A 13,040-nucleotide genomic window follows, 5' to 3' on the forward strand; every position below is an offset into this window, starting at 1 on the left:
TGATGTGGCCAGCCTGAATAAGCAGGAGGTCGTATGTGGAAGACGAGATCATTAAACCATGGGTTGAGAATTATAAAGACTGGCGTGGTGCCGAGGTTAAAACAGTCGGTGTCGACATCGTCAATCAGCGGGTTATATACCGGCGCCCTGGTTATGAGTTTGAGTGCGTCTGTCCACGGCGTGACTGGTCAAAGAAGTTCAGGAAGGTAGAGCAATGAGCGTGAAATTAAGTTCGTACGTCTGGGATGGTTGTGCAGCATCTGGTGTAAAGGGTACTCAGTTACTGGTTATGGCCCGTCTGGCTGATTTTTCCAGCGATGAAGGGTCCTGTTTCCCGGGGATAGATACTATTGCTCGGCAAGTCGGAGCTGGGCGCAGTACTGTAATCACTGCAATCACCCAACTGCAAAAGGCTGGATGGCTTACTCGCAAGGAACGGCGCACCGGTAACCGCAATAAAACCAATATGTACTATCTGAACGTGAAGAAACTACGGACAGCAGCTACGGCTTACTGTCCTGATAGTCCGGAATCTGAACATTCAGAATCTGTACGTTCAAATCTGGAACATTCAGAATCTGAACGTACAGAATCCAGAGAAAACACCGGTTTTGACCGTTCAGAATCTGGAGGGGATCCATCAGTAACTTCAAAACAAGATCCATCAGTAAAATCAAAACCCATTTGTCAGGTTGCGCCGCAACCCGACCCGGATGTGGCGATTACTGACCAGGCCAAGGATATTTTAAAACACCTGAATCAGGTCACAGGTTCACGTTTCACAGCCTCGAATTCATCGCTGGAAAACATCAGGGCCCGCCTGCGGGAGAAATACACACCTGAAGAGCTGCAGCTGGTTGTCGATTACAAAACCGAGGACTGGCGGGGAACAGAGCAGGAGCAGTATCTCCGGCCGGCAACGCTGTTCATCCCTAAAAACTTCCCGGGCTACCTGCAGCGGGCGGGCAAATGGGATACGGCAGGGCGCCCACAGAAATTAAACGGTCGCTGGGCCAAGCCCGGGGATATCACCAAAATCGATACACCGGACAGTGCCACACCGGCTGGTTTCAGGGGGGCATGATGGAACTTGAAAACAGAATTATCACTGTGATTGCAGAGAAACACCCAGTGAAGTCCTGTGATATTTACGCCGCTGTGGGTGGGGCGTAAATTGGTGATGATGGCAACTTGTTGATATGGGCCTTGCTTCATCGTGCCCCAAACCTTTACTTACGTGGCTTTGTTGCTCTAATCGATGATGCCAATCAACAGATTGGTATCATCACCAATCACCCATGCAATACTCCTTAGTCATTAATTAAATTGATAAACAATCATTAGCCTATAACCCATTGATAGTTAAGACGCATTTAATTTATGGCAGTAATAATTATTTAAATAAACAATAATTTTCATTATATGTTGTGTGATTAGTGAGTAAGGCTTTCTTTGTGTTTTTTTTGCTGTTAGATATGTTTTAACCATAATTATTGGTGGTTTTTTGGATGATTTATGTTAAGCGCTCTAGATTAATTAATTCGCTATGTTGTATAAGATACGATACCTAAAAATCATGATTATGTAGCATCAGTGAAACTCTGATTTTTCTTAATTTTACTAACTCAGAGAATCTACTGATTGAGATATTTTTTAATTATTCTCGTTGTGAAATAGTGGTTCTGGCAATACTGGTGGGCTAGAATCCTCATAACGAAGCCAGTTTTGCCATTGGTTATGGATTCGGAGTTCAATCAGGGTGATTTCACGGCCAATAGCTTCAGAGCTACGAATAGTACCTTCTCCCCATTTTATATCGGTAGCGTGGGTTGCAGCATCAATCAAACTATCCCACGCTTTATTTTCTTCATCAAAAGCCTGAAGAGTCTGCTGATCCTGTGTCTCAGAGATACGGTTGCGAGCTGCATTTACATATTTCAACTCCACAGACTTAACTGCATCAAGTTTGGAACTCATACAATTGTCAATGTCAATTGTTGTCTGCTGGGGGTTTTTAGGGCAAGAAATATCAAAAGTTTCAGAATTACCCTTAAGTACACTGCTTGGCAGTGGAACGTCAGCGTAACTCTGAAACCCGTAGCCGAATAAAAGAGCTAGTGGGATAAGGTGATGATTCAGTTTTAACATACAATGGCTTATTGAGATTAATGAATATATCAATACTAACCGTACTTTTAGATTAAAAACAATTAGTTTCTGAATGTTCACTACCTCAGCGGCCCAGGTTCCCAGAGTGCTATTTTATGAGTGCTTGGAGTGTCAGTGGAGTCCGTATAGAAAGACCCAGCATCCACAATCAATTCCATCACATCTTTAAGATTCGGGAAATCAGCTCGCGTATTCCTGTCGCATTTTCAAATTCAGGCGCGGTATTTTCGTAGGCCTCAATTTTTTAATTGACATACTGAGTAGTAAATCTGCAACTCATTACTGTTAACGCTCATTTTTTCTATAAGTGATTTTTATGGCTTTAACTGATACACAACGCATGGGTGATGATGGCAACTTGTTGATATGGGCCTTGCTTCATCGTGCCCCAAACCTTTACTTACGTGGCTTTGTTGCTCTAATCGATGATGCCAATCAACAGATTGGTATCATCACCCGAAAATTGAATACAACCGAGCGATTAAGGCGCTGATCAAGACCGGCCGCATTGACCGTGACAAACAGCACTACTTTCCTGCAGAGGATCCGGCCGCTACAAGTCCGAATTATGTTGCTCATGCTGTGGCAGCGGAAGGCCTGGAGAAAAAACAGCTCTGGAACCGCGCCGCTACGGAATGGCTGACCGCATTTGATTCGACCAACAGTGATCACCTGCGCACGATTGCTGCCCGGCACCGGGAAGAGTGTCTGACCAAAAACAAATGCCGGTATTACGTATCTGAATGCCCGCTGGCTGGCCGCATCAATGCAACAGAACAGGTAGCGGGGTATCTGGTTTGACCTCCAGCATCAAAAACTCGATTAAATTTCAAAATTATCCTTCCCACAGCATCTGAAAATAATATTATAGCCAGACAAATGGATTGAAATGCATGTGAGATAAAAATGAAAAATCAGCTAGTGAACGACTATCGTCGAAGTTTTAGTCGAATGATGAGCAGTGGAGAGTTTGAACCTTTTATACAGCATATTAGATTTCCTTATTTCAAAAATTTAGAATTAAATGCAAGGATTGATTTCAGTTTCCCAATAACTGTTTTAGTGGGGCAAAATGGAACTAATAAAAGTTCTGTGATAAAGGCCTTGCTAGGGTGTCCTCACGGGAAAAGTATAACTAGATACTGGTTTACAACAGAAACAGATGATGTTCCCGATTTAGTTCGGGATGATGGTTTAGTACTGAAACCGAGGTATATTTATGGTTATAAAAATGCTGACCAACGAGTAATTGAAATTCTCCAAACGCGAGTAAATGCAACCAAACAATCTCTTGATTATTGGGAAACAAGTAGGCCATTAGTCAGTGATGATATGGATAGTGTAACAGAAGTCTCGGGTGCAAATAGCAATGCTACACGTTGGAAGAAGATAAAAAAAGGTGTTGTGTATTTGGATTTTAGATCGGAGATTAGTGCGTTTGATCGATGTATGTATCACTCAGACTATAAAGTTAAGGTTTTAAAAAATGGAAGGAAGTCCACAAAGCAAGATTATATTAGAAGTAAATCAAAATATATCAAAAAGGCTTTTGATGAAAACTTAAAGAAATTGCGCTTATGGAATTCTGATATGATTGTAAAAAATGTTACTTTGAATCAAAACCAAGTTGTAGAAGTTTCATATATATTAGGAAGAAAGTATAAAAGTATAAAGTTTCTTGAACATCGTTTGTGGGGGGCTAGAGGCGGAACGGCAATGTTATCGACTGATAAGCTTAGTTATACGGAAGCATATGCGGGAAGTGGGGAGTTTGCTGTTGTTTCTCTGGTGATGAACTTATTTTCTGCACACGATAAATCATTAATACTTCTTGATGAACCTGAGGTTTCCTTACATCCTGGAGCTCAGAAAAGGATGATGGAGCTAATCTATAGGTTGGTGGAAAATAAAAAGCATCAGGTTGTTCTATCGACTCACTCCCCTGTTTTGGTTAACATGCTACCAAAAGAAGCGGTCAAGCTTTTCATTTATGATGAAGATACTGAGAGTGCGAAAATAGCACAGGGTATATTTCCAGATGAAGCATTTGTTGAATTGGGGCACGATTTATCACAAAGAACAATCATAACTGAGGATAAGATAGCCAGCGAATTTATTAAGCGTGCAATTAAAGAAGAAGCCAGCCTTAAGAATTCTTTAAATGTTCAATGTATTCCAGGCGGTGCAGAAACAATTTTAGGAAAACACTTGCCCAGTCATGCCGCTGTGGGACGTAGTGATATTTTATTTTTACTAGATGGTGATAAGGATCCAAAATTAAAAAAACCAAGAATTGATAGCGTACCTGATACGGAATTAGTTAATAAAATGAAAGAGTATTTTGGTTGCGAATTTACAGTGAATGCTAGTGGTGCAAAAAATATTGTAAATAGTAGTGAGTTGATAGCTTTGAGGCGCCATGCATTAGAGTATGCATTCAAAAAAGTCTTTTATCTGCCGTTCGAAACACCAGAGGAAGTATTAATTCAGGAGTGTTGTACAATTGAACAGAGTGAAGAGTTAAGTCAAGTTACATGGAACTTTTCTGATGTGGATGTTTATAAAAAACAAATTGCTTTTCTTACAGAAAAATCCCTAGGGCAAGATTCCGTTAATGGTGAAGAAATTTTCTTTTTTCAAAGGCAAATGCTTAATAGACTAGCATACGATTCACAACATATGATTTCTATAAGAAAAACACTTACCCAAGCGTTTGAACGTGGTATCATAGAATAAGTTTATCTGTAGGTGAAAAAAATGAAAAAAATCAGAGTTTTTGATTTCTTCTCAGGGTGTGGTGGGACAAGCCAGGGGTTTAGACAGGCAGGTCTCGAGGTCGCATTCGGACTTGATTTTGATAAAGATGCTTCTGAATCATTCAGGTTGAATTTCCCTGAAGCTGAATTCGTAAACGATGATATCCGTACTATTGATTGCGATGCTATTTCGCATATTTTTAATAAAAATAAAAATAAAAATAAAAATAAAAATGATGAATACTCTTTGTTTTCCGGATGCGCTCCTTGTCAGCCTTATTCAAAACAAAATTCTAATAAAAAAGAAGACGATCCTCGGTTGGACTTATTATCAGAGTTTTGTCGATTTGTAACCTATTACCTTCCTGATTTTGTATTTGTGGAAAATGTTCCTGGTATTCAGAAATTTAATGAAAATGAGGGTACTTTTAAAAAGTTCATCAATACATTATCCAATTATGGTTATGATTTTGATTATAAAGTAATACCAGCGGCTTGGTATGGTGTACCTCAAACTCGTGAGCGGTTGGTTTTGCTTGCTTCAAAAAATCATAAGGTAGAGCTACCAGCTAAAACACATGGTACTGAGGATACGCCGTATTCAACAGTTCGTGAATGGATTGAAGACCTCCCTCCTATATTAGCAGGTACAAAACATATTTCTATACCGGATCACGAGTCTGCTAAGCTTACAGATCTCAATATCAAAAGAATAAAGGCTACACCTGAAGGAGGTGGTCGAGAGGCTTGGCCATCGGATCTGGTATTGAAGTGTCACCAGAACCATAAAGGGCACACTGATGTGTACGGAAGATTATCATGGGACAAACCTGCAAGTGGTCTTACAACTCGTTGCATTAGCTACTCAAATGGACGCTTCGGACATCCTGTTCAGAACAGAGCACTTTCTCTTAGAGAAGCTGCTTGTTTGCAGACATTCCCTATGGATTACTTGTTCTCAGGTTCTTTACAGTCCCGAGCAAGACAAATAGGAAATGCTGTTCCACCTAAAATGTCGGAAGCAATTGCTAAACAGATAATCAAGACTATTTCACCCCCTCGTATGTGAGAGGGGGCTGTTGATGAACACATCGATTTTTCGTGGGGGATTTGCACCCGTTGTAGTTCAACTCTTCGGGGAGCTTAGGATGGTAACCTAGGAGCCCCTTCTGAAACTGTTATCGGTCTTTAATTGTGGCTGCTGACAAACAGACATTGCTACCATTTTCAATTCATATCACTCTGTCCTAAACAACTAGCTTCGTGTTCAGTCGCTTTATCAAAAACTGCTTTTGAATATTCATGTGCGATGCTTTGATATTCTCGTAGCAGCCAGAGTGACTTAGTCAAAGTTAGTCTAGGATAACTATCACTATGTTTAAATAAATCTTCACCTAAAATTTTTTCGCATTTTTCTTTATTAAAATCAGTATTTAATGTTCCATTGCTGTGTACCACCGAATTACGTAAAAGCGTTATCATGTTAATGACATTCATTCTTTTTTTCTGGTCTCTGATATTGATATTGTGTGCATGCAATAGCGTGTTAATTAGGCCGCTCAATTGTTTAGGTTTCTTCGTGTTTTTATTTTTTAGATAGAACTCGTATTCTTCATGGAAAAAACCTTCAAGCAATGAATGGGACATGATGATTGCAGTGTCGCTAATTGCATTTCTTGCAATCATATCATTGGTGTAACTAAACGTTCCACATGGATGGCTTGTAACGTCTTTAAAGTTATCAATCATATTCGAGAGGATCATATCAACGCCATGGAAAGTTTGTGTTCCAGTCATGAATGTATAATGTGCATAATCAAAATTTTGTTCTATTTCTGTTTTTTTCATAAATTAATATTAAAATTATTTTAGGTGTAATATTTGTACCTTACTGGATGAAGGAGTGCAATAGTTTTATCTAGCTTGAAAATATATGAGTTTTTAGTTGGGTCCGTTAGTGATTTATTACTATGGTTATATACCTTTGGTTATTTATTGAGTATGAAAAATGACGTTATAAAAATTATTTTGGCGAAAAGTAGAATTAGTGGTTGGATGTTTAATCAGCATCTGTAGTAAACTTATAGTACTGGTATATTTGCATTACCACCAGCAAAGGTTGGTCCCGTTCATTTGCAGATGATGGGGCGGGACCGATACAAAAACAGTGTGGAGAAAACTATGTCCTTACCTACGAATGGGGCTGTCACGCCCGAGAACCGTCTAAATTCTGTTGCGCTTTCTGGCGTATCAGCAAACCTTCCAGTCTTGTCCTATAAGGGCATGCGCGTTGTCACAACGGAAACCCTTGCTCATGGCTATGGTACTGATGAAGGAAACATCAGGACAAATCTGTCACGCAATATCGCCAGGTTTGAAGAGGGTATCCATTACTTTAATGTGTCAGGTCAGTCTCTGAAAGATTTGAGAGTTACTAATAGTAACGCACAAATTTCAAGCAAAGCTCGTTCTGTCACTCTATGGACAGAGAAGGGCGCCTCTCGTATGTCCAAGATTGTTGATACCAATCAGGCCTGGGATTTCTTCGAGAAACTGGAAGACAGTTACTTCAATCTACGGGAAGTGTACGGCGTTATGCTACCCAACATAGATGACCCGATACAACTGGCCAGAGCCTGGGCTGATGCCATGGAAGCGAAACAGCAGGCTGAGCGAATAACTCACCAGCAGGCAGAATACATCGAACACCTGGAAGATTTGTTTGCTGAAGGTCTGTCACCGGTCCAGTTCTGTAAACGTCTTAATGGTGTGAACACATCAAAAATCAGCGCCTACCTTCAGGAATCCAGCTGGCTGTACGACGACAACCCTCAGGGCCGACATGCTCAGTGGCGTGTGAAGTCAGCTGCCAGAGATAAATATCTGACAGAGAAATCAGCACAGGTTACCCCCAACTCCGCAGCCAGTTTTACTACCTATCAGCCGGTACTGCTTCGGGCCGGTGCGGTATGGCTGTACCGGAAATACCTCAAAGGCGCACTTCCTATGAAGAGGGACTGGGATGGTGAGCATACGCACGATAAATACCTGGTAGCAGAAAACAAATGAGAGCGATATTAACGCCTGACGTGGCGCCACGTACTGGGACCGTAATTTTACGGCCCGGAAATGATCTGCTCTGGATGTTCCGTGGACGGGTTGTTGTTTCAATGGAACCTGAATACCTGAAGTCGGTACCGTCTGGCCGTTTACATGATTCAGAACAGCCATTGCTGGATGATCCTGATCTACATCTGTTCTGGCACCATCCGCGGGTAATAGCTGCTGCTGGTGGTGAAAGGGCACTTGAATCGTATGTTACCGGCCTGGACTGCTGCCAGTTTGTTGCTGACGAGTATCACCACCATCATCACACCACGCTTAAAACGGAGCATGGATATCTGTGCCTGTGCTATACGCACGACAATAATTTCCGTGATGTTCATGTGCCAGAGCCGCTTCACTCTGTCGCCAGGCAGAACACAGCTGAGTTCGTGATCCGTAAAGTGGTATCTGAGCTGTCGTTATCGGCAGGTCATCTGCTTTCAATGCCGGAACTGTGCTGGTGGGCTTTAACAAAAGGAGTCACTGACCTGATCCCAGAGGCTCCCGGGCGTCGATTGTTCAGAATGTCAGCCGGGCAGGAGCTTCGTGGAACCATGAAAGAGAGCGATATTATCGCCTATGACGACAGCGCCGCTGCCGCCATGGAGAAAACGGCGAAGAAAGCAAAGCAGGTTCTCAGGTTACAGATTGATCCGGAATCGCCGGAATCATTTATGCGACGTCCGAAGCGCCGGCGGTGGGTTAACGAGAAATACACCCGCTGGGTAAAGTCACAGCCTTGTGCCTGCTGTGGTAAGCCAGCAGACGACCCTCACCACATCATCGGACACGGTCAGGGGGGAACTGGAACTAAGGCCCATGATATATTTGTCATACCGCTTTGCCGTGTTCACCACGATGAGTTACACAGGGATCCGGCTGCGTTTGAAAGTAAATACGGCAGTCAGTTATTGCTGCTTTTAAGAATCCTCGATCACGCCTTTGCAGTGGGTGTCATCGGGACCGATAAAAAATAAGTGTGGAGACAGATATAATGCGTGATATTCAGCAGGTGCTTGAGCGATGGGGAGCCTGGACGGCAGACAATCCGGAATCAGTAACGTGGCCACACATAGCCGCCGGGTTTAAAGGGCTGATACCGGCGAAAGTCAGCAAACGAGATTCATGTACTGACGGCGATGGGCTGATAATTTCAGAATGTATAGCGAAACTGAAAAAGAACAATGACGATTTACACGATCTGTTGATTGATTATTACGTATTCGGAATGACGTTCATATCACTGGCTCGTAAACACAGCTGCTCTGATGGTCACATAGGTAAGAAGCTTCAAAAAGCAGAGGGCGTTGTTGATGGCATGTTAATGATGCTCGATATATCGCTTGAAATGGATCGGCAGGTCAGCAGGTAAGAAAATACAATCAAATAGGCCCGCATTTTGCGGGTTTTTTATTATCTGTAGTTTACGTACGTAAAAATATGAATAAAGTGATAAGGGTGGTTACTTCGCCACGCCGCTTATCATCGTCTCAATTCCCACACTCCAATAAAACACACACTTTCCCCTCATTCTGAGAGGATTCACAGCTATTGAGGGGGCGTAATGTCCGAACCCATATCCGGTACCGGAGCTGCTGCAACAGCTCTGACCGGAGTAAGTTTGTATGGTCTGCTCACAGGGGCAGATTACGGCGTATTGTTTGGCGCGTTCGCCGGCGCAACGTTTTATATCGCCACGGCACCTGACCTGAGTCATCCGCGGCGCATCGCTTACTTCATCGTGTCATATATTCTCGGCGTTCTCTGTTCCGGGCTGGTGGGCGCAAAGCTTCAGTCCTGGACCGGATATTCTGATCATCCGCTTGATGCTCTGGCTGCAGTTATTGTTTCTGCCCTGGCCATTAAGCTGTTAACCCTGCTGAGCAGTTATGACTTAAACATGTTCTTCGCACGGTTCCGCGGGGGAGGCAGTAATGCAGACAAGTGATATTACTGCACTGATGAATACGATAGTCAGCCTGACTATTGTGATTGTTCTGGCGTTCTATCGCCGCAAAGATGCCTGCCACCGTCCGGCAGTCAGCTGGCTGGCATATCTGATTGTACTTGTGTACGGCAGTATTCCGTTTCGTTACCTCATCGGTGAATACCATTCATCACACTGGCTGATTGTTACCATGAATATCGTTATATGTGTCGCTGTACTAAGAGTGCGGGGCAATGTGGCGAGGTTACTGGATTTCCCGGGACGATAACTATGAATCAACAACAATTTCAAAAGGCGGCTGGTATCAGCGCCGGGCTTGCTGCGCGCTGGTTTCAGCCTGTCACGGCAGCAATGGCAGAGTTTGGTATTACTGCCGTGAATGATCAGGCCATGTTTATTGCTCAGACGGGGCATGAATCGGATGGTTTCAGTGCTCTGTCTGAAAGCTTTAATTACACACCAGCTGCATTACTGACAACGTTCGGAGCGCGTATCACGAATCAGCAGGCCTATGCGCTCGGGCGCTCTAATGGCAGACCGGCACAGCAGCAGGCAATCGCCAACCTCGTTTATTACAACCGCATGGGTAACAAGGCAGCAGGTGATGGCTGGAAATACCACGGGCGCGGACTGATACAGATAACCGGACTGGAAAACTACAGAAAGTGCGGCGTGGGACTGAAACTTGATCTGGTTACCAGTCCTGAGTTACTCGGGCAAGAGCGAAACGCGGCCCGATCGGCTGCATGGTTCTTCAGCTCCAAAGGCTGCATGCTTTACAGCAGCGATATTGACCGTGTGACACAGATCATTAATGGCGGGAAGAATGGCCTGGATGATCGGAATAAACGCTTTTCAACGGCGCTATCTGCTCTGGCCTGAGGTGACCTGTGAAAACAGAATCAGTGATTGCTGCAGCGATTATGTTTTTGCTGGTGGGAGTCGTGTCGGTATCGGCAGTGATGGCATACCAATACAAAAGTGCTATCGACCGGGCTGATAAAGCAGAAAGGCAGGTAAATACTCAGGCCGCTGTTATCGCTGCTCAGCAGACACAGATCGTAGCGTTTAACCACCTTTCGGCCAGTGCTACGCAGCAGAATGCGACCGTAGTAGCCAGTTCAGAGGAGAAAGTCATTGAATACCGAACGATTCTCAGGACTGAGAAAACGTGTAATTTGCCTGTGCCTGCTGATGTTACTGGCGGGCTGCTCAGCTACACGAACAGTTTACGTGCCAGCGCAATGCACACCACTGCCAGCGGAACTGACGCAACCAGTACTGCCACCATTACCACCAGCAAACTGACATATTGCCAGGCAGTTCTCTGGATACATCCACTTCTAACGGCTATTGCTCAGGCTAACAACCAACTGTCTGCCATCAGGCAGGCTGAATTATTAAGACAAGGAAAATGAAATGACGATTGAAACACTGATGCTGTACTTCAGTACGGCAGTATCTGCGCTGTATCTGGCTGCTGGTGGCTACAAAGTTATCCGTACCTTCATCGCGGCAAAATTTGAAAGTGCGGTTGCTGAAAAAGCAGCAGCTTCCGCTGCCAGTAAACAAGCAGAGTAAACAACGGGAATCCCCGTAGTTTCAATTCATTACCCTATTTACATCAATCCGCCATCTCTGGCGGGTTTTTTATTGGCGCAACGCAATGCGCTGTTTAATAACACCGGATCCAAACCCTTTGAAATGAACCTTCGAGGAAGTCAGTTTGTGCTGGCGAGCCTTCGGTGGGCTGATTTCCATTGCGGCGAAGGTTCATCTCAAAGTAAGGGTGTACGCTATGCAATTAATCGAAACGACAGAAATTAACTTTCATCAATTTGTCACTGCAAGCTCGGGCGATGTGCAGACAGATACTTTCCAAATAGCCAAGGCGTTCAATAAGCGCCACGGTGACGTGTTAAGAGCTGTAGAGAATTGCCACTGCTCAGATGATTTCAGGATGGCGCACTTTTGCGTTTCCGAGAAAATCAATGACTTAGGAATATTCGATAAAAAGCAGAAATATTACACCATGGACTTCAGCGGATTCGTAATGGTTGTTATGGGGTTCAATGGCAAAGCTGCGGCGGTAATCAAAGAGGCCTATATCAACGCTTTTAACTGGATGGCAGAAGAACTGCGCAAGTTAAAGCATGATTACGAAGCAGAGCGAAATGCCGTGATGCTCGAATACATGAAAGAGAAAGACGTAGCCAGTATGTCGGGCCGATTGCTTAATCGCTGGGGAAGGGTAAAGAAGCCGGTGCTGCTTGCTAAAATCGAGCGACTGGAACAGCAATCACAAATCTGCTTGCCAGGTATTACGAGTTGAAACCAACGCGAGAGCCACTCCCGCAACGACTATCAGCATTACAACAGGCATTCAGTGAGTGCCTGTGATAATGCCGATTAATAGGAAGCAACAATGAAGCCACAGATCGCCCATATATATCGCAATGGCCGTTTCTTTGGGTATGGACTCGCCGTGAATGGTGAGCTTATCGACTGGCAGCTTTCTGCTGACATATCCTCGAAACCCAATGAACTTCCAAAAATGACTGTAGAATTCGTCATCGATAACCAAATGACTGAGAATCCAGTCAGAATAGATTTACCAACCGATCCGATCAGAACCCACGTCTCACCGGTCGACACATGCCGGCGCTGATTCCACGTGCATGCCGCAAGCGTGGTTGCTCCGGCATTACCACTGATCGCTCTGGTTACTGCGAAAAGCATCGTAATGAGGGCTGGCAGCAGCATCAGGCTGGCAAGTCTAGGCACCAGCGTGGTTATGGCTCGAAGTGGGACAATATCCGCCCACGAATACTGAAGAGAGATAACCATCTTTGCCAGTCCTGCCTGCAGCAGGGAAAGATAGTCACTGCAACCACAGTTGACCACATCACAGCGAAGGCTCACGGCGGTACTGATGCTGACCATAACCTGCAATCTCTCTGCTGGCCATGCCATCGACGCAAAACCGCAACCGAAAACAGAAATTGATATTAATTCTCATTTGCATTAATTTGCACCAATCAGGTGCGAAATTTTAACAGGGG

General features: G+C 44.0%; 17 protein-coding genes and 1 pseudogene. 16 read left to right on the forward strand and 2 right to left on the reverse strand.

Annotated features, from left to right (window positions below; all coding sequences use genetic code 11):
• The first annotated feature begins 35 nt into the window (after positions 1-35).
• Both JK216_RS17065 and JK216_RS15100 read left to right on the forward strand, forming a co-directional pair.
• Complete coding sequence (locus JK216_RS17065) at positions 36-218, forward strand: DUF4222 domain-containing protein (protein ID WP_212711247.1); 183 nt, start codon at positions 36-38, stop codon at positions 216-218.
• Positions 215-1,084 (forward strand): conserved phage C-terminal domain-containing protein, encoded by an 870-nt coding sequence (locus tag JK216_RS15100; protein WP_212711248.1) that lies wholly within the window; start codon positions 215-217, stop codon positions 1,082-1,084. The genes JK216_RS17065 and JK216_RS15100 overlap by 4 nt, the downstream gene beginning before the upstream one ends.
• 569 nt (positions 1,085-1,653) lie before the next feature.
• Here the strand turns inward: JK216_RS15100 and JK216_RS15105 are convergent.
• Entirely contained in the window at positions 1,654-2,148 is a 495-nt protein-coding gene (locus tag JK216_RS15105) for a lysozyme inhibitor LprI family protein (RefSeq protein WP_212711249.1), read from the reverse strand.
• 603 nt (positions 2,149-2,751) lie between these two features.
• On the opposite strand from JK216_RS15105, the gene JK216_RS17175 reads away from it, so the two are divergent.
• The 3 genes from JK216_RS17175 to JK216_RS15120 all read left to right on the forward strand — a co-directional run bounded on the left by JK216_RS17175 (position 2,752) and on the right by JK216_RS15120 (position 5,994).
• Positions 2,752-2,970: a PerC family transcriptional regulator gene (locus JK216_RS17175; protein ID WP_349290168.1), complete on the forward strand. Its 219-nt coding sequence runs from the start codon at positions 2,752-2,754 to the stop codon at positions 2,968-2,970.
• 120 nt (positions 2,971-3,090) lie between these two features.
• Positions 3,091-4,905 (forward strand): AAA family ATPase, encoded by a 1,815-nt coding sequence (locus JK216_RS15115; RefSeq protein ID WP_349290169.1) that lies wholly within the window; start codon positions 3,091-3,093, stop codon positions 4,903-4,905.
• Between the two features lie 21 nt (positions 4,906-4,926).
• Positions 4,927-5,994 carry a DNA cytosine methyltransferase gene (locus JK216_RS15120; protein WP_212711251.1) on the forward strand — a complete coding sequence of 356 codons (1,068 nt, stop codon included), beginning with the start codon at positions 4,927-4,929 and terminating at the stop codon, positions 5,992-5,994.
• Positions 5,995-6,152: 158 nt separating this feature from the next.
• Here JK216_RS15120 and JK216_RS15125 read toward each other — a convergent pair whose 3' ends face one another.
• The gene (locus tag JK216_RS15125) at positions 6,153-6,773 is read right to left on the reverse strand and encodes a hypothetical protein (protein WP_249213183.1); all 621 of its coding nucleotides are present in this window, start codon (positions 6,771-6,773) and stop codon (positions 6,153-6,155) included.
• A gap of 333 nt (positions 6,774-7,106) precedes the next feature.
• Between JK216_RS15125 and JK216_RS17180 the strand changes: the two are divergent.
• From JK216_RS17180 to JK216_RS15175, 11 genes and pseudogenes are all read left to right on the forward strand, one after another.
• A pseudogene (locus tag JK216_RS17180) lies at positions 7,107-7,430 on the forward strand (ORF6N domain-containing protein); the annotation flags it as partial.
• The gene (locus JK216_RS17080; RefSeq protein ID WP_249213186.1) at positions 7,431-7,994 is read left to right on the forward strand and encodes a hypothetical protein; all 564 of its coding nucleotides are present in this window, start codon (positions 7,431-7,433) and stop codon (positions 7,992-7,994) included.
• Positions 7,991-9,007 (forward strand): DUF968 domain-containing protein, encoded by a 1,017-nt coding sequence (locus JK216_RS15135; protein WP_212711253.1) that lies wholly within the window; start codon positions 7,991-7,993, stop codon positions 9,005-9,007. The genes JK216_RS17080 and JK216_RS15135 overlap by 4 nt, the downstream gene beginning before the upstream one ends.
• 17 nt (positions 9,008-9,024) lie before the next feature.
• Entirely contained in the window at positions 9,025-9,402 is a 378-nt protein-coding gene (locus tag JK216_RS15140; RefSeq protein ID WP_212711254.1) for an antiterminator Q family protein, read from the forward strand.
• Between the two features lie 192 nt (positions 9,403-9,594).
• Positions 9,595-9,978, forward strand: a complete 384-nt coding sequence (locus JK216_RS15145) for a phage holin family protein (protein ID WP_212711255.1) — start codon at positions 9,595-9,597, stop codon at positions 9,976-9,978.
• The gene (locus tag JK216_RS15150) at positions 9,965-10,246 is read left to right on the forward strand and encodes a phage holin family protein (RefSeq protein ID WP_212711256.1); all 282 of its coding nucleotides are present in this window, start codon (positions 9,965-9,967) and stop codon (positions 10,244-10,246) included. Before JK216_RS15145 ends, JK216_RS15150 begins: the two co-directional genes overlap by 14 nt.
• A 2-nt stretch (positions 10,247-10,248) precedes the next feature.
• Positions 10,249-10,860 (forward strand): glycoside hydrolase family 19 protein, encoded by a 612-nt coding sequence (locus tag JK216_RS15155; RefSeq protein ID WP_212711257.1) that lies wholly within the window; start codon positions 10,249-10,251, stop codon positions 10,858-10,860.
• A gap of 8 nt (positions 10,861-10,868) precedes the next feature.
• The gene (locus JK216_RS15160; RefSeq protein WP_212711258.1) at positions 10,869-11,396 is read left to right on the forward strand and encodes a hypothetical protein; all 528 of its coding nucleotides are present in this window, start codon (positions 10,869-10,871) and stop codon (positions 11,394-11,396) included.
• Position 11,397: 1 nt separating this feature from the next.
• Positions 11,398-11,559 (forward strand): DUF1378 family protein, encoded by a 162-nt coding sequence (locus JK216_RS15165; protein ID WP_212711259.1) that lies wholly within the window; start codon positions 11,398-11,400, stop codon positions 11,557-11,559.
• A 217-nt stretch (positions 11,560-11,776) separates the two neighbouring features.
• Complete coding sequence (locus tag JK216_RS15170; RefSeq protein WP_212711260.1) at positions 11,777-12,310, forward strand: Rha family transcriptional regulator; 534 nt, start codon at positions 11,777-11,779, stop codon at positions 12,308-12,310.
• A gap of 323 nt (positions 12,311-12,633) precedes the next feature.
• Positions 12,634-12,984, forward strand: a complete 351-nt coding sequence (locus tag JK216_RS15175; protein ID WP_212711261.1) for an HNH endonuclease — start codon at positions 12,634-12,636, stop codon at positions 12,982-12,984.
• The last annotated feature ends 56 nt before the right edge of the window (positions 12,985-13,040 follow it).

This window comes from Tatumella sp. JGM94 (assembly GCF_018257595.1).
GTDB classification, from domain to species: Bacteria; Pseudomonadota; Gammaproteobacteria; order Enterobacterales; family Enterobacteriaceae; genus Tatumella; species Tatumella punctata.